Source organism: Rhodococcus sp. BH5 (assembly GCF_027583855.1).
Classification (GTDB): domain Bacteria; phylum Actinomycetota; class Actinomycetes; order Mycobacteriales; family Mycobacteriaceae; genus Rhodococcus_F; species Rhodococcus_F qingshengii.
On sequence record NZ_JAJHVW010000020.1, the window covers coordinates 1 to 16,384 of the forward strand.

Annotated in this window: 12 protein-coding genes and 1 pseudogene; 7 read left to right on the forward strand and 6 right to left on the reverse strand. The window is 64.6% G+C overall.

Going from position 1 to position 16,384, the window contains the following annotated elements:
• The 3 genes and pseudogenes from RhoBH5_RS29430 to RhoBH5_RS29440 form a co-directional block, all read left to right on the forward strand.
• Window positions 1–123: pseudogene (locus RhoBH5_RS29430) on the forward strand (acetyl-CoA C-acyltransferase); the annotation flags it as partial.
• Window positions 124–223: 100 nt separating this feature from the next.
• Window positions 224–586 (forward strand): DUF3817 domain-containing protein, encoded by a 363-nt coding sequence (locus tag RhoBH5_RS29435; RefSeq protein WP_003945330.1) that lies wholly within the window; start codon window positions 224–226, stop codon window positions 584–586.
• Window positions 587–691: 105 nt separating this feature from the next.
• Window positions 692–1,588 (forward strand): tetratricopeptide repeat protein, encoded by an 897-nt coding sequence (locus RhoBH5_RS29440; RefSeq protein ID WP_193604728.1) that lies wholly within the window; start codon window positions 692–694, stop codon window positions 1,586–1,588.
• Between the two features lie 18 nt (window positions 1,589–1,606).
• On the opposite strand, the gene RhoBH5_RS29445 is transcribed toward RhoBH5_RS29440, so the two are convergent.
• Genes RhoBH5_RS29445 through RhoBH5_RS29455 form a run of 3 tightly spaced genes read right to left on the reverse strand, consistent with a single transcriptional unit; the run spans window position 1,607 to window position 7,280 of the window.
• Entirely contained in the window at window positions 1,607–3,055 is a 1,449-nt protein-coding gene (locus tag RhoBH5_RS29445) for a neutral zinc metallopeptidase (RefSeq protein ID WP_042446171.1), read from the reverse strand.
• Entirely contained in the window at window positions 3,055–5,256 is a 2,202-nt protein-coding gene (glgB, locus tag RhoBH5_RS29450) for a 1,4-alpha-glucan branching protein GlgB (RefSeq protein WP_003945366.1), read from the reverse strand. The genes RhoBH5_RS29445 and glgB overlap by 1 nt, the downstream gene beginning before the upstream one ends.
• Window positions 5,256–7,280 carry an alpha-1,4-glucan--maltose-1-phosphate maltosyltransferase gene (locus tag RhoBH5_RS29455; protein WP_161120699.1) on the reverse strand — a complete coding sequence of 675 codons (2,025 nt, stop codon included), beginning with the start codon at window positions 7,278–7,280 and terminating at the stop codon, window positions 5,256–5,258. The genes glgB and RhoBH5_RS29455 overlap by 1 nt, the downstream gene beginning before the upstream one ends.
• 177 nt (window positions 7,281–7,457) lie before the next feature.
• On the opposite strand from RhoBH5_RS29455, the gene glgP reads away from it, so the two are divergent.
• On the forward strand, window positions 7,458–10,058 hold the full coding sequence (glgP, locus tag RhoBH5_RS29460) for an alpha-glucan family phosphorylase (protein WP_042446167.1): 2,601 nt from the start codon (window positions 7,458–7,460) through the stop codon (window positions 10,056–10,058).
• A gap of 68 nt (window positions 10,059–10,126) precedes the next feature.
• Here the strand turns inward: glgP and RhoBH5_RS29465 are convergent, their stop codons facing one another.
• Genes RhoBH5_RS29465 through RhoBH5_RS29475 form a run of 3 tightly spaced genes read right to left on the reverse strand, consistent with a single transcriptional unit; the run spans window position 10,127 to window position 14,169 of the window.
• Window positions 10,127–12,175, reverse strand: coding sequence for an ATP-dependent DNA helicase (locus RhoBH5_RS29465; RefSeq protein ID WP_270009183.1), 2,049 nt, complete (start codon window positions 12,173–12,175; stop codon window positions 10,127–10,129).
• A 9-nt stretch (window positions 12,176–12,184) separates the two neighbouring features.
• Window positions 12,185–12,832 carry a nicotinamidase gene (locus RhoBH5_RS29470; RefSeq protein WP_042446164.1) on the reverse strand — a complete coding sequence of 216 codons (648 nt, stop codon included), beginning with the start codon at window positions 12,830–12,832 and terminating at the stop codon, window positions 12,185–12,187.
• Window positions 12,829–14,169 carry a nicotinate phosphoribosyltransferase gene (locus tag RhoBH5_RS29475; RefSeq protein ID WP_165638877.1) on the reverse strand — a complete coding sequence of 447 codons (1,341 nt, stop codon included), beginning with the start codon at window positions 14,167–14,169 and terminating at the stop codon, window positions 12,829–12,831. Before RhoBH5_RS29475 ends, RhoBH5_RS29470 begins: the two co-directional genes overlap by 4 nt.
• A 121-nt stretch (window positions 14,170–14,290) precedes the next feature.
• Here RhoBH5_RS29475 and clpS point away from each other — a divergent pair, with 121 nt between their 5' ends.
• The 3 genes from clpS to RhoBH5_RS29490 are packed head-to-tail and all read left to right on the forward strand — an operon-like array spanning window position 14,291 to window position 16,313.
• Entirely contained in the window at window positions 14,291–14,602 is a 312-nt protein-coding gene (clpS, locus tag RhoBH5_RS29480) for an ATP-dependent Clp protease adapter ClpS (RefSeq protein ID WP_029255695.1), read from the forward strand.
• A gap of 56 nt (window positions 14,603–14,658) precedes the next feature.
• Window positions 14,659–15,249, forward strand: a complete 591-nt coding sequence (gene aosR / locus RhoBH5_RS29485) for an oxidative stress transcriptional regulator AosR (protein ID WP_003945318.1) — start codon at window positions 14,659–14,661, stop codon at window positions 15,247–15,249.
• Window positions 15,246–16,313, forward strand: a complete 1,068-nt coding sequence (locus RhoBH5_RS29490) for a P1 family peptidase (protein ID WP_075833702.1) — start codon at window positions 15,246–15,248, stop codon at window positions 16,311–16,313. The genes aosR and RhoBH5_RS29490 overlap by 4 nt, the downstream gene beginning before the upstream one ends.
• Window positions 16,314–16,384 lie beyond the last annotated feature (71 nt).

The following is a 16,384-nucleotide window of genomic DNA, read 5'->3' on the forward strand; positions in this document are numbered from 1 at the left end:
GCCCGCATCGCCCTGCACCTCGCCCTCGAACTGCAACGCCGCGGCGGCGGCATCGGCGCAGCCGCACTCTGCGGCGGCGGCGGACAAGGCGACGCACTCATCGTCCGCGTCCCCAAGGCCTGAGTGTCTAAATACACCTGAACGAGCGCTCTCGCTCGGCGACGCCCCGTGGTTTTGCTCACACAACTACGGGGCGTCGTAGTTGTTCGGGCACAATGGCCTCATGGCGAACATCTTTGACGTATCCACTCCCGCGAAACGCTTCCGTCTGGTGGCGTGGTGGGAAGCTGTGACCTGGGCGGCCTTGCTGGTTGCCATGTTCTTCAAGTGGGTCCTCGGACACGAAGAAGCGATTCGCATCCCCGGAATGGTCCACGGAACCGCCGGCTTCCTGGTGTTCATCGTTGTTGCACTCCTGACCGCGTGGTCGCTCAAGTGGGACGTCAAGACCACGATCCTTGCGCTGATCTCGAGCGTTCCGCCCTTCGGCACCGTCATCTTCGAACGCTGGGCAGTGCGAAACGGCAAGCTCGGTGAGCTGTCCACGGAGTTCGAGGCGTCCAAGGGCAACGCGGCGCTCGTCTGAGTGCTGCATCCCTCTACGTAGCTTCTCGCAACTCGTGACAAACTGGGAGCCGTGACTCGACCAGGTTCCAGGCCCCCCGCGCGTTCGTCCGCAGTTGCTGCCGCCATGAGCGGCGCAGTCGACTTGTCCGCCTTCAAAGAGCGGGCCACGGCCCCACCACCGCCGCGTAACACCAGCGGCGACGGGGCCGTTTCTGCTGTCTCCGGGGCAGTGATCGAGGTGACCGAGGAGAACTTCGAAAGCGAAGTCCTGCTGAAGTCGAGCCAGGTGCCGGTGATCGTCAACATCGGTGGCCGCGCATACGAGCCCTCGGTCGTATTCACCGAAGTTCTCGAATCATTTGCGGCGCGAGCCGGAGGCAAGTGGATTCTTGCCAACGTCGACGTCGACGTGAGCCCTCGTATCGCGCAGGCATTCGGCGTCCAGTCGGTTCCGACGGTTGTTGCTGTCGCGGCTGGTCAGCCGTTGGCCGATTTTCAGGGCGCTCAGCCAGAGGCGCAGCTCAGCCAGTGGTTCGACGCAGTCCTCCAAGCTGTCGAGGGCAAGTTGAGTGGGCCGGTCTCCGACGCGGACGAACCGGTGGAGGAGGTCGAGGATCCTCGCTTCGTGGCCGCTGAAACCGCGCTGGACGAGGGCGATCTCGACGCCGCCATCGCTGCGTACCAGGTGATTCTCGACGCCGAACCCAACAATGCGGAGGCCAAGAGCGCTGTCCGCCAGGTGAAGTTCATGGCTCGGGTTCAGGGCGTCGATCCCGAGTCGATTGCGGCCGCGGATGCTGATCCGTCCGATCTCGAACTGCAGTTCGCTGCGGCCGACCTGGAAATGTTCGCCCAGCAGCCCGAGGCGTCGTTCGCCCGATTGATCTCGGTGGTCTCGCGAACTGCCGGCGACGACAAGGCTGCCGCTCGGACGCGCCTGCTCGAACTGTTCGAACTGTTCGACCCGGCAGAACCGATCGTCATCGCGGCCCGTCGTAAGTTGGCTTCCGCTCTCTACTGACGTGTGGACCGGCAGTCGCTACTCCGTGTAGCGGCTGTCGCACACTTCCCGGCCACCGAGAACGCCGGTCCGGAACGCGTCGACACGTGCGAACCCGCTCGGAACCGTCTCACCGTTGACGTCACTGGCAGCCAGGCCGTCGGTCAGCAGCCCCGATACGGCTTCGTCGAGGTCGCCGGGGGAGAGTGTGACCTGTGCTCCGGACGCCGCGGCGTTGGTGGGACTGAGCGCTGCGGTGATGACGCCGGACAGGCAGGCGGCGCGCAGGGCAGTCTGCGGAGTGTCGAGCGATTGGCCGTTCTCCTTCTGCATCGCGAGGGTGTACCTCGACGCGAGCAGGACATAGGCGTTGTAGTCACCGGTGATGTTGGTCTGGATCAACTCGCGTCGCCCGACGCGACCCGGCGTGCCGCGCTCGGCAAGGTCGTCGACGCTGATTCCGATGGTGTTCGTCGACGGGCAGTACGATACGGGTTCGGTCGCAACGGCATCGCTGCACCCGGTGTCTGCGCCGGTGAACACGACCTTCGGTGGCTGCGGTAGATCGAAGATCGCTTGGAAGGTCTTCACGAACTCGTCGAGAGTTGCCTCGGTGACGGGCAGTTCTCCGGAATCGTTGCCCTCGGCGAACTGCTGCGGGAGGTCTGCACGTCGTGACTCGATTTCGTCGGCGTCCATCTTCGCGCACGCACCGGCGCCGTCGGTGAAGCCGATCTGAGTGGCGGTGACGCGCTCGAACGCCGAACCATGGTGGCTCTCAGGATCATTAGGGTCTTCGTCGCGGATGGCGACCGCCGACGCCAACACCTTGTTGAGTCCGTCGGAGGTGTTCATCGTGAAGTGCGCGGCCTTGTCCTCGGCGACGTGCCGCAAGAAGGCGCCACCGAAACAGTCGGCTTGCTGTTCGCGCACCAGGGCTGCGTCTCGTTTACCGCCGACGATCCCGGCCTTGCGTTGAACGGCATGGCCGTACTCGTGCGCAAAGATGAACGCGACGGCCACGTCACCGAACTTCTCCCGCACCTCGGGCAGCAGCAATTCACGATCCCAACCGATGGTGTGATCGATGCTGCAGTACCCGGCGTTGATGAGTTCTTCGGTGGTCTCCTCACAGAAGTCCGGGCCGTTCGATTCGGTGGGGTCCCACGAGATCAGCTCGTCGACCGGTTCGAAGGGCTTGTCGAACAGAGCCGGGTACTCGGCGGCCCAGTAGGTTTCGATGTCTGTGATGGCGTTGGCTGCCAGCGCGTCGATGTCCCCGCCGTCGGTGCCGGTGATTGCTCGGTCGGCGTTGGGGGCTCCCGGACGCAACCCACTTGGTCCTGCCGTTGCGTCGAGTCCGGCGACGCGGAAGGGATCGTGATAAATCGAGACGGCGTGGCCACTCGTTCCCTGGGCACAACCGGCGAGCAGTGCTGCCACTGCCAACAGTGACGACGTGACAATGACTACTCGCCGGCCGACCATCAACGCTCCAGACTTATCCAAATCGCTCCAGCAGCTGGCAGCGCCACCTGTGCGGAGGCTGGCCGACCGTGCCACGAATGCGACGTTGCTGTGACCGCTCCGAGGTTCCCGACTCCGGAGCCGCCGTACACCTCGGCATCGGTGTTGAGAATTTCCACCCATCGGCCGGGCTCTGGTAGCCCGACGCGGTAGCTCGAGTGCTCACTGCCCGAGAAGTTGAACAGGCAGGCGACAATCGAACCGTCAGTACCGTAACGCAGAAAACTGAGGACGTTGTTCTCGGTGTCGTTGGCGTCGATCCAGGAGTATCCACCGGGCGAGGTGTCGAGGGTCCACATGGCCGGATGACGTCGGTACGCGGAGTTGAGATCGCCGACCAGTCGCTGGACGCCGCGATGGAGAGTGCCGGTGTACTGATCGTCGAGTTGCCACCAGTCGAGGCCGCGTTCTTCCGACCATTCCGCACTCTGACCGAATTCCTGTCCCATGAACAGCAGTTGCTTGCCTGGATGCGCCCACATGTATGCAAGCAGTGAGCGCAGGCCGGACGCCTTGGCGAAGTCGTTCCCGGGCATCCGGGTCCACAGAGTTCCTTTGCCGTGCACCACTTCGTCATGGCTGATCGGTAGCAGGTAGTTCTCACTCCACGCGTACATCAGTGAGAACGTGATCTCGTGATGGTGGTAGGTCCGGTGTACCGGGTCGTGACCGAGGAACCCGAGGGTGTCGTGCATCCACCCCATGTTCCACTTCATGTTGAATCCGAGGCCGCCGACATTGGTCGCCCGAGTGACTCCGGGCCACGCCGTCGACTCCTCGGCGACGGTGACGACTCCTCGATGGTTCTTGTGGACGGTGGCGTTCATCTCCTGCAGGAACGCAACGGCTTCGAGATTCTCGCGGCCGCCGTGAATGTTGGGAGTCCATCCACCTTCCGGGCGTGAGTAATCCAGGTACAGCATCGATGCGACGGCGTCGACGCGCAGTCCGTCGATGTGGAACTCCTCGAGCCAGAAGAGCGCGTTGGCGACGAGGAAGTTTCGGACCTCGCGGCGACCGAAGTCGAATACGTATGTGCCCCAGTCCAACTGCTCGCCGCGACGCGGATCGGCGTGCTCGTACAGGGGAGTTCCGTCGAAACGAGCCAGGGCCCACTCGTCTTTGGGGAAGTGTGCAGGCACCCAGTCGACGATGACACCTATCCCTGCGGCGTGCAGGTGGTCGACGAACCAGCGGAAGTCGTCCGGGGTGCCGAAGCGGGAGGTCGGTGCGTAGTACGAGGTGACCTGGTATCCCCACGATCCACCGAACGGATGCTCGGAGACGGGCAGCAGTTCGACGTGGGTGAATCCGGTTTCGGTGACGTAGACGGCGAGTTGCTCGGCCATCTGCCGGTAGTCGAGCCCGGGACGCCACGATCCGAGGTGCACCTCGTACACGCTCATCGGGGACTGCGAAGGATCGACACCGGCGCGGGTTTCGAGCCAGGCCGCGTCGTTCCACTCATGCGAACTGGTGGTCACTCGCGATGCAGTCGCCGGCGGGACCTCGGTACCGAATGCCATGGGATCGGCCTTGTCGCGAACGGAGCCGTCGTGGCCGTGGACCCGGAACTTGTACAGCGAACCGACTGCGATGTCGGGCAGGAAGAGTTCCCAGACCCCAGTGGATCCGAGGACTCGCATGGGGGCGAATTGCCCACTCCACCCGTCGAAGTCGCCGACGACGGTCACGCCGCGGGCGGCCGGAGCCCAGACGGCGAACGAGGTGCCGTCGACGGGTCCGTCCGGTGTCTCGTAAGAACGCGGATGTGCACCGAGGATGTCCCACAGTCGTTCGTGCCGACCTTCGCCGAACAGGTGTAGGTCGAGTTCACCGAGAGTAGGTAGGAACCGGTAAGGGTCGGCTGCGAGAACCGTGTGTCCACCCGGGTACGTCACGGAATAGCGATAGTCGATCAGGTCGGGGTAGGGGACCAGAGCCGCGAAGATTCCGTTCGAAACATGTTCGAGAGGAAAGTTTTTGCCGCCGATGACGGCACTGACGGACTCGGCGTTGGGACGCAACGCACGCAGAACGGTGCCGTCGGCGTGGGGATGGGCGCCGAGGACACTGTGCGGATCGTGATGTTCACCGCGCGCCAACAGCTCCAGATCGTGATTGTCCGGTGCGATACCCGAAGGGAACTTCTCGGTTGACATCACTTGCCTCCACCTGCGCGGTGCGCATTGCGTGCTTGGTAGGCCAGAGAGATCCGGGCCGGATACGGAACGGGTGGGAGCGCGAGGATGTGCGCCACCGAACGCCAGGGCTCGAGGCGGACGAAATTGGCTTGGCCCCAATTGAACTGCTCACCGGTTACCTCGTCGAGCACGGTCATGTGGTCGTGCCATTCGCGTCCGAGCGCCGGCATGTCCAACCAGACGGTGCCCTCTTCTGCAGCGAACGGGTTGAGGTTGATCACCGTCAGGACGGCGTCACCGGTCGAGGCGTCGAACTTCGAGTAGGCGATCAACGCGTCGTTGTCGATGTGGTGAAAGTGCAGGTTCCGCAACTGCTGCAGGGCCGGGTGTGCACGCCGGATGCGATTGAGTGCGGTGATCCACGGCTCGAGAGATTCGCCTCGCGCTGCTGCTTCGGCGAAACGGCGCGGCCGAAGTTCGTACTTCTCGGAGTCGAGGTATTCCTCGCTGCCGGGGCGAACGGCTTGGTGTTCGTAGAGTTCGTAACCGGAGTAGACGCCCCACGTCGGCGCCAGGGTGGCGGCGAGAGCTGCTCGTAGAGCGAACATTCCGGGCCCACCGTGCTGGAGGGACTCGTGCAGGATGTCCGGCGTGTTCACGAAGAGGTTCGGTCGGGCTTCGTCGGCCTTCGCCGCCAGCTCGTTACCGAATTCGGTGAGTTCCCACTTCGCAACTCGCCAGGTGAAGTACGTGTACGACTGCGTGAACCCGCGCCGGGCAAGGCCGTACATGCGCGCCGGACGAGTGAATGCCTCGGCGAGGAACAGGACGTCGGGGTCGGTCTTCTTGACCTCAGAGATGAGCGTCTCCCAGAAGTTCGGCGGCTTGGTGTGTGGGTTGTCGACCCGGAAGATCTTGACTCCGGCACTGATCCAGTGTCGGACGACTCGCAGGATTTCCTTGTCCAGACCGCGAGGATCGGTGTCGAAGTTGATCGGGTAGATGTCCTGATACTTCTTGGGCGGGTTCTCGGCGTAGGCGATGGTGCCGTCGGGAAGGACGTTGAACCACTCCGGATGCTTCTTGGCCCATGGATGATCCGGGGCGCACTGCAGCGCGAGATCCAGTGCCACTTCGAGATCGAGCTTGCGGGCCGCCGCGACGAAGGCCTTGAAGTCCTTGAGCGTGCCGAGTTGCGGGTGAACAGCGTCGTGCCCGCCGTCGACCGAGCCGATGGCCCACGGCGAGCCGACGTCACCGGGTTCGGGAGTGAGAGTGTTGTTGCGTCCCTTGCGGTTGATCTCGCCGATGGGATGGATCGGCGGAAGGTAGACGACGTCGAAACCCATTGCGGCGATGCGGGGTAGGTCTTCGGTCGAGGTTCGGAAAGTACCGTGTTGCGGCACCCCGTTCTCGTCCCAACCGCCCGTCGAGCGGGGGAAGAACTCGTACCACGATCCGAACAGTGCACGGTTGCGATCGACGACGACGGGGTGGGACTCGCCCTTGGTGACCAGTTCACGGAGCGGAGTGGCGCGGAGCAGTTCGGCGACGTCGGAGGCGAAGGCCGGCGCGACGCGAGCAGTCAGTGCCTGATCGCTGCGCAGCGACGCCGTGACGGCCTCGAGCCTGGACCTGTTGCCCCGCGGTACCTCGTGCGCGGCCTGTTCGAACAGGCGCGCACCGATTTCCAGGTCGTTGGCCAACTCGGCCGCCCCCTGCCCGACGGCGAGCTTCGCTTCCACGGCGTGCTTCCAGGTGGCGATGGGATCGCTCCACGCCTCGATCCGGAACGACCACATGCCTTCGGCGGACGGCGTGAACACCGCGTCGACGGTGTCCGGTTCGGTCCCGGGATCCATCGGAATGCGCAGCGGCTTGGTACCGCGCGGACCACGCACGACAAGAGTGGCGGAAATGGCGTCGTGGCCTTCTCGCCACACGGTGGCGTGCACTGGGAAGACTTCACCGACCACGGCCTTTGCCGGATAGTTACCCGAGATCTCGGGTACCACGTCGTCGATACCGAGGCGTCCTGACACGGGAAGCTCCATTTCTGGTGATGGATCGCGGTAAAACTTTCTTTCGCCGGGTTCAACCGTAGTGGGTGCGGCGCTGGAGTGCTGATAACGACGAATTCGGGTCTGTCGGTGGTCAGGTCGGCTCGGGCGTTCGGTTCCACCGGACAGAGTGCGAGGAACTCGACTAGGGTTCGCGGGGTGAAAGCCTTGCGTCGGTTCACTGTCCGAGCCCACCTTCCGGAGCGCCTCGCCGCGCTCGGCCCCCTGTCCACCAACCTTCGGTGGTCGTGGCATCCCGAGACACAGGATCTGTTCTCGCGACTCGACCCCGAACTCTGGCAAGCAGTCCAGTTCGATCCGGTCCGCATGCTCGGGGAAGTCGACCCCACCCGTCTCGACGAACTCAGCAGTGACGAGGCATTTCTCGGTGACCTCGACACTGCAGCAGCCGATCTCGATGCTTATCTGAGCACCCCGCGCTGGTACCAATCCCAGCAGGCCAAGGGCACATCGTTAGCCGGCGGAATTGCGTACTTCTCCATGGAGTTCGGAGTCAGCGAAGTTCTGCCCAACTACTCCGGTGGATTGGGCATCCTGGCGGGCGATCACCTCAAGGCCGCGTCCGACCTCGGGCTGCCGCTCATCGGCGTCGGACTGCTCTACCGATCCGGCTACTTTCGCCAGTCGCTGACCGCCGACGGTTGGCAGGCCGAGCACTACCCGCCGCACGACCCTCAAGGGTTGCCTCTTCGTTTGCTGACGGACGCAGGCCCGGCTTCCGAAGACGGATCGCCGGTCGTCATTCACGTCGCAATGCCCGGTGGCCGGGTGCTGCGTGCGCGAGTGTGGATCGCTCAGGTCGGACGAGTGCCGTTGCTGCTGCTCGATTCCGACATCGCCGAGAACGACGCGGATCTGCGCGGCGTCACGGACCGTCTCTACGGCGGGGACCAGGATCACCGCATCAAGCAGGAGATCCTCGCGGGTATCGGCGGCGTCCGCGCGGTGCGCGCCTACACCGCGGCGTACGGATTGCCCGATCCCGAGGTGTTCCACATGAACGAGGGGCATGCCGGATTCCTCGGCATCGAACGGATTCGGGAACTTGTCACCACCAGCGGTCTGGACTTCGATTCGGCTCTGGCCGCGGTCCGTGCCGGAACGGTCTTCACGACGCACACTCCGGTTCCCGCGGGAATCGACCGCTTCCCGGCGGATCTGGTCCGTCACTACTTCGGCGGAGCGAACGGCGAGAACGAATCGAGTTTGCTTCCCGGCCTGACCGTCGACCGCATCGTCGGGATGGGGCGTGAAGCCGATCCGTCGATCTTCAACATGGCGCACATGGGTCTTCGCCTGGGCCAGCGAGCCAACGGCGTCTCGAAGTTGCACGGCATCGTCAGCCGCGACATGTTCAATGGTCTCTGGCCGGGCTTCGACGCCGACGAGGTGCCGATCGGTTCGGTCACCAACGGTGTTCACGCGCCGACGTGGGCGGCGCCGGAGTGGATGGACGTGGCCAGGCGGATCGTCGGTCAGGAGCAACTCGAAGAAGCACGCGGGTGGGAGCGCCTGCACGAGTTGTCGGCCACCGAACTGTGGGAAACACGTAATGCGTTGCGCGGCAAGTTGGTCGACGAAGTTCGTCGTCGCGTCCGAGCGTCCTGGCTCGAACGCGGCGCGACCGAGGCCGAACTCGGCTGGACCACTGGAGTATTCGATCCCAACGTCTTGACAGTCGGATTCGCGAGGCGCGTTCCGACGTACAAGCGGTTGACGCTGATGCTGCGTGATCCCGAGCGTCTGCGTGCGATGTTGCTCGACGAGAAACGTCCGGTGCAGTTGGTGGTGGCCGGCAAGTCGCACCCCGCCGACGACGGCGGTAAGGCACTCATCCAGCAGGTCGTGCGGTTCGCCGACGAAGCGGATGTGCGTCACCGCATCGTCTTCCTGCCTGATTACGACATGTCGATGGCCCGCTACTTGTACTGGGGCTGCGACGTGTGGCTCAACAACCCGCTTCGCCCCCTCGAGGCGTGCGGTACTTCCGGCATGAAATCCGCGCTCAACGGCGGCCTCAACCTCTCCATTCGCGACGGATGGTGGGACGAGATGTACGACGGCGAGAACGGGTGGGCCATTCCGACGGCCGACGGTGTTCTCGACGACGTGCGGCGTGACGATCTGGAAGCCAGCGCCCTCTACGAACTTCTCGAGCATGCGGTACTGCCGACGTTCTACGACCGTGATGCAGCCGATCTGCCGACGCGCTGGGTCGAGAGGGTTCGCCACACCCTCGAGAATCTGGGCCCGAAGGTGTTGGCATCACGCATGGTTCGTGACTACGCCGTCGACTACTACGCCCCTTCGGCGGAATCAGCTCGAGCGGTAGTGGCGGATGATTTTGCCGGCGCGCGTGAGGTGGCCGAGTTCCGTCGCCGTATCGAGTCGCAGTGGCCGTCGGTCGCCGTCGAGCAGGTGGACGGTTCCGGCTTGCCGGACACCCCGGAGATCGGTGCGACCATCTCTTTGAAGGCCAAGGTCCGCCTCGGCGGCTTGTCGGTCTCGGATGTGGAGGTTCAGGCAGTCCTGGGACGCGTCAGCCCAGGCGAGGAACTCACCGACGTGGTGACGTTCCCGATGACGCACTTCGGCGCCGAGGACGGAACCGAGATCTTCGAAGCCGAGGTTGCGCTTCCGGTCTCCGGCTCCGTGGGTTACACCGTGCGGGTGTTGCCGCATCACCGGTTGTTGGTCGATGCGTCCGAACTCGGGTTGGTGACCACTCCGAGCGTCTGACGTATTGCATTCTGCCCCGGTCCGTTCGGTCGGTACCGGGGCAGAATTGTGCCCGCGTGAGAACCGGCTCAGGGACGTGAGTCGCGGATGCGGGTGAGTGCCTTGCGGACGACTTCGGGGTTGGTCGTCTCCCAGAACGGAGGCAGTGATGCGCGAAGGTAACCCGCGTATCTCGCCGTGGCCAGACGCGGATCGAGCACGGCCACCACACCTTTGTCGTCGGTGCTACGAAGCAGGCGACCCACGCCCTGTGCCAGGAGCAGCGCCGCGTGATTGGCCGAGACGCTGAGAAAGCCGTTACCGCCATGGGATTCGATAGCCTGCTGGCGAGCCATCAACAGTGGATCGTCCGGGCGCGGGAACGGAATCCGGTCCAATATGACGAGGCTCAGTGACGGACCCGGAACATCGACGCCCTGCCACAGGGACAACGTGCCGAACAGTGACGTGGGTTCGTCCTTGGCGAAGGCCTTGACGAGGGTGCCGGTGGCGTCGTCGCCCTGGCACAGGATGGGGGTGTCGAGGCGTTCACGCATCGCCTCCGAGGCGGCTTTGGCGGCGCGCATCGACGAGAACAGGCCGAGGGTGCGTCCGCCCGCAGCCTCGACGAGTTCGGCGATCTCGTCGAGATAGACCGGGGAGAGGCCGTCGCGGCCGGGCGTGGGCAGGTGGCGGGCAATGTAGATGATGCCGGTCTTTGCATGGTCGAAGGGCGACCCGACGTCGAGTGAGTTCCAGCGGAAAGCCGAAGCGTCAGAAGGTGCTTCGGTGCCGATGGCGGTACCCGAGTCGGGGCGCGCGGACGATTCCGCAGGAAGACCCCAGTTGACGGCGAGACCGTCGAACGATCCGCCGACGGTCAGTGTCGCGGAAGTGAGAACGACGGTGGATTCGGCGAACAGTCGCGAGCGCAGCAATCCGCCGACCGAGAGCGGAGCCATCCGGACGGAGCGCCGCACCGATCCGCGGAACTCGTCCGAGGACAGCCAGACGACGTCCTTGCGCTTGGCCGGGTCGGGTTCGTCGAAAGCGGTGAGAATACGCACGGCACTGTCGTGGACGTCGTCGACGGACGAGAGTGCGGCGTTGCGGGCCGCAGCGGCTTCGGGATCTGCGGCAGCCATACCCGGTTTGGCCGGACCGATAGCGGTGCGCAGCGACCAGGCCGCGTCGCGGATCGCAGCCAGTGCGGGTGCCGCCCCGTCCGGGAGGCCTTCCCAGCGACCTGGGCGCAATTCCTCGAGGAGTCCAGCCCACCCCTCGCCGGCAGCTTCGAGGCGATCGGCATCCTGCTCTTCGGCGATCTTGCCGCAACGCCGGGCCGCGGCACTGATCGACGCGGCAGTGAGATCGGCCGTGGCGACGCCGGTGACGCGGTCGACCAACTCGTGGGCCTCGTCGATCACCACGACGTCGTGGTCAGGCAGGATCTGGATGCCGGTGATGGCGTCGATCGCGAGCAGTGCGTGGTTGGTGACCACTACGTCGGCCTTCGACGCCTCGACTCGGGCGCGCTCGGCGAAGCAGTCCTCACCGACCGGGCACTGGTTCTTACCGATGCATTCGCGGGAGGTGACACTGACCTGCCGCCACGCCTGATCGGATACGCCCGGCACCAATTCGTCCCGATCACCGGTTTCGGTGTCGGAGGACCATTCGGTGAGGCGGACGACCTCCCGGCCGAGACGCGAGACCGTGAACGGATCGAACAACTCGTCCTCGGGTGGCTGCTCGGACGCGCCGGTATGGATCTTGTTCATGCACAGATAGTTGTTGCGGCCCTTGAGGATTGCGAACTCTGCGCGTCGGCCGAGTGGCTTCTTCAGGGCATCGGCGAGTCGAGGCAGATCTCGGTCGACGAGCTGACGCTGCAGCGCGATGGTGGCGGTGGACACGACCACGGTGCGTCCCGATTCGACCGCGTGGCGCAGGCTCGGAACGAGGTAGGCGAGCGACTTACCGGTACCGGTGCCGGCCTGGACGGCCAGATGCTCGCCGGTGTCGATCGAGTGCGCCACGGCGGACGCCATCGTCAGCTGACTGGTTCGTTCGGCACCGCCGAGCGACCGCACCGCTGTCTGGAGCAGTTCGGGAACGTTCGGGAGTTGATCGGCCACCCACGAAGGTTAATGGATCCCTACGTCAGAAACGTCCACGGATGATTCCCGGGGTGGTTCCCCGGCATTCGAGTCTTCTTGCGACGAGGCCTCGTCTCGCCCGATCAGCTGCACTCCCGCCTCCCGCATCTGCACCAATGCCGACTCGATCGTGGCGGTCGACACACCAGCGGTGAAGGGGAGAAGGACAGTCGTGGCGAACCCCGCGCGCGCGGCATCGACGGCCGTGGCCTTGACACAGTGATCCGTGGCAATTCCGATCACGTCGACGTCGGTGATCTCGTGGGCGCGGAGCCAGTCCTCGAGCGTCGTGCCGTCCTCGGCTGCTCCTTCGAAACCGGAGTAGGCCGCGCTGTAGGCGCCCTTGGAGAAGATCGCCGACCCGGCGACGGAAGCGTCGAACGCCGGATGGAACTCGGCGCCGGCTGTCCCGACGACGCAGTGAACCGGCCAGCTGTCGATGAAGTCGGGATTCTCGGAGAAGTGCGCCCCAGGGTCGATGTGGAAATCGCGAGTCGCGACTACGGCGTCGTACTCGTGGGAGTTGACGAAATCGTTGACGGCTCCCGCAACCGCAGCACCGCCGTCGACTGCAAGAGCTCCACCTTCACAGAAATCGTTCTGAACGTCGACAATTATCAGTGCTTTTGCACTCACTGGTGCTCACCTCCGGTGAATCGAACGGGCACAGCCGAGTCTCCGCGCGAGAGCTTGAGGCCTTCCCACGGCAGGCTCACGAGCCCTGCCTTCAGAACTGCTCTGCTCTCTTCGAGCGTCGGCGCGCTGTCGACGACCTTGCCTTCGCGAACCAGCGGGATCAGCAGTTCGGTCGCGCCGTCCGCCTCGGAGACAGGTGACGGTGATCCGGCGGGGTAGATGACTTCTTCGACGATCGTTCCGGTCGGACGCACTACGCGCAGTGCCTTCTTTGCGCCGCCGCGAGATGCCTTGTTGGTGCTTCTCTTCTCGACCGCGATTCCGTCGACCTCGACAAGTTTGTAGACCATGCCGGCGGTGGGGGCGCCTGATCCGGTGACCAGGGAAGTGCCGACGCCGTACGAGTCGACGGGTTCGGCGCGCAGAGCCGCGATCGCGTACTCGTCCAGGTCGCCGGAGACGACGATGCGTGTTTTGGTAGCACCGAGATCGTCGAGTTGTTGGCGTACCTGACGAGCAAGAACGCCGAGATCACCGGAGTCGATGCGAACTCCACCCAGTTCGGGACCGGCAACGGCGACAGCCGTTTTCACGCCCTCGGTGATGTCGTAGGTGTCGACCAACAAGGTGGTGGATACGCCCAGAGCGGCGACCTGACCGCGGAATGCCGCGGCTTCGTCCGGACCGTCATCGGTGGTGTGCAGGAGCGTGAAGGCGTGCGCGCTGGTACCTGCGCTGGGTACGTCGTGACGCCGCGCGGCTTCGAGGTTGGAGGTGGCGTCGAAGCCGGCGAGATACGCGGCACGTGAAGCGGCGACGGCGGCCTGTTCGTGTGTACGACGCGAGCCCATCTCGATCATCCGTCGACCGCCCGCTGCGCTCACCATGCGGGCTGCGGCCGAAGCGATCGCGCTGTCGTGGTTGAGGATCGAGAGAATCAAGGTTTCGAGGATGACGCACTCGGCGAAAGTTCCGCGGACCGAAAGGATCGGTGATCCGGGGAAGTAGAAATCGCCCTCGCGGTAGCCGTCGATGTCACCGGAGAATCGATAGTTGCGCAGCCACTCGACGGTCGTGTCGTCGAGAAATTTTGCAACGATCGCCAGTTCCGGTTCACCGAACCGGAACTGCTCGAGTGCGTCGAGAAGGCGCTCGGTACCGGCGACGACGCCGTAGCGACGACCGTCTGGCAGCCGCCGTGCAAATACCTCGAAACTGCAGTTGCGGAAGGCAGATCCGTCGGCGAGAGCCGCCGAGAGCATGGTCAGTTCGTACTGATCGGTGAGCAGTGCGGTGCTGGCACCGGCGTCGCGGATGTCGGAAATTTGCGTAGGCACGCACACAACTCTATGCGCGAGACGACGTGGGTGGGTGTTGTCGCCTCTCGTCGCGCCGTACCCTGGATACATGGTTTTCGGCGGCGCGACCGTGTCCGGCACTTACTCGGCGAACGTAACGATGAGAGGCGCTACGGCTTCTTCTCCTCAAGCCACGCCCGAGCAGTCGGAGGCTGTTGCGACCATCGAAGCCGCAGATCGGCCCTGGGTGACCATCGTCTGGGACGACCCGGTCAATCTCATGCACTACGTGACTTACGTGTTCCAGAAGTTGTTCGGCTACAGCAAAGCCAAGGCCACCGACCTGATGATGCAGGTCCATTCGGAGGGCAAGGCCGTGGTCTCGAGCGGTTCGCGCGACAAGATGGAGGCCGATGTTCGTCGCCTCCACGCTGCCGGTCTCTGGGCCACGATGCAACGCGACGACACCTGAGAAGAGCACTTTTTCGACCGATTTGTTCGCCTAACTCGTAGACGGGAGTCCGACGCGTGCGGACGTGGAGTAGGAAGAGTTCACTCGGCGGAGTGAAGTTCAAGTCCGAGATGGACGGCCACGAGGCGGCGGTTCTGCGCTCGCTCGTGGAGTCGGTGACCGGGCTTCTCGACGAGCGCGCGTCTTCGGCGCCGCAAGACGAGCTCGCCGCCCTGACGGGCCTTCGTACCGGAAATTCGGAGACACCCGACAATCCGGTATTGGCGCGTTTGCTGCCCGACTTCCAGCGCACCGATCCGGACAAGGTCGCTCCGGACAGTGACGATCTCGACGACGCCGGCGCCAATGTCAACGGCGCGCTGCGCAGTTTGCACGAACCCGAGATCATCGACGCCAAGCGTGAGTCCGCTCGCATGTTGTTGGCTTCGCTTCCGGAGGCCGGCGGCAAGGTCGTTCTCACGCAGGAACAGGCCGACGCCTGGCTGTCCTCGCTCAACGACGTCCGTCTCGCGCTCGGAACCAATCTCGGCATCGACGCCGACACACCGGAGAGCCTCGAACCCGACGACCCGCGAGCCCCGCATCTCGACGTCTATCACTGGTTGACGTGGATGCAGGACTCCCTCGTCCAGGCGCTCATGCCATGACCACAACGCGGACCGGGCCCACTGATTCACTGACAGATGTCGCCGGCCTCGCCGTCGGTCATCACCACAAGCTCGACGAGGGAGCCACTCTCGGAAGCGGCGCAGCCACCGGCTGCACGGTCGTGCTCGCGTCGGCCGGTGTGGTCGCCGGAGTCGACGTCCGGGGCGGCGGTCCGGGTACCCGCGAGACAGACCTGCTCGACCCGAGCCATTCGGTTCAGCAGGTCAATGCCGTGCTGTTGACCGGTGGTAGTGCCTACGGACTTGCCGCGGCCGACGGAGTGATGCGCTGGCTCGAGGAACACGATCACGGGATCGCGATGGGCGCTCCCGGCCAGGTGGTACCGATCGTGCCCGGCGCCGTGATCTTCGATCTGCCGGTGGGGGACTGGACCGTTCGTCCGACCGGCGATTTCGGATTCCTCGCTGCCGACACTGCTTCGCGCGAATTCGCCACCGGCACGGTCGGCGCGGGGGTAGGTGCCAGAGCCGGGGCGCTCAAGGGTGGGGTGGGAACGGCCAGCGTCGTGATCGTCGACGGCCCCGCCGAGGGGGCGACGGTCTCCGCCTTGATCGTGGCGAATCCGGTGGGTTCGGTCTTCGACCCCAGAACAGGCCTGCCGTGGGGCGTCGGCTCGGACGGCGCGGAGTCGTTCGGCCTCAGGCTCCCCGACGCGTCCGAACTCGCGGCGGCCAACGCCGTTGCAGCCAAGGGAACCGTCCTCAACACCACGATCGGTGTGGTCGCCACTGACGCCGCCTTGACGAAAGCCGGGTGCCGACGCGTCGCCGTCGCAGGTCATGACGGCCTGGCCCGAGCGATTCGGCCCGCACATTCGCCGCTCGACGGCGACACGATCTTTGCGCTCGCCACCGGTGATCACACTCCGAATTCGGAGATCACGGTTCCGGACGCTTTCCCGAACGATCTGCCGATACTCGACGCGGTGTGCGCGGCTTCGGCCCAGGTGGTCGAACGTGCGATCGTCACAGCGATTCTCGACGCCACGTCGGTAGCCGGAATCCCGAGCTACCGCGAACTCTTCCCGTCCGCATTTCTCTAGGCAGCACTCCTGGAATCGGCGGTAATCTCGAATTGAGCCTGGTCGCGAGTGACCGGATCAGAAGACCGGAT

Bases quoted from the DNA above. Each gene is read 5' to 3' on its own strand.
- RhoBH5_RS29435 (WP_003945330.1), top strand. From the start codon at position 224: ATGGCGAACATCTTTGACGTATCCACTCCCGCGAAACGCTTCCGTCTG.
- RhoBH5_RS29440 (WP_193604728.1), top strand. From the start codon at position 692: ATGAGCGGCGCAGTCGACTTGTCCGCCTTCAAAGAGCGGGCCACGGCC.
- RhoBH5_RS29445 (WP_042446171.1), bottom strand. From the start codon at position 3,055: ATGGTCGGCCGGCGAGTAGTCATTGTCACGTCGTCACTGTTGGCAGTG.
- glgB (WP_003945366.1), bottom strand. From the start codon at position 5,256: ATGTCAACCGAGAAGTTCCCTTCGGGTATCGCACCGGACAATCACGAT.
- clpS (WP_029255695.1), top strand. From the start codon at position 14,291: ATGAGAGGCGCTACGGCTTCTTCTCCTCAAGCCACGCCCGAGCAGTCG.
- RhoBH5_RS29490 (WP_075833702.1), top strand. From the start codon at position 15,246: ATGACCACAACGCGGACCGGGCCCACTGATTCACTGACAGATGTCGCC.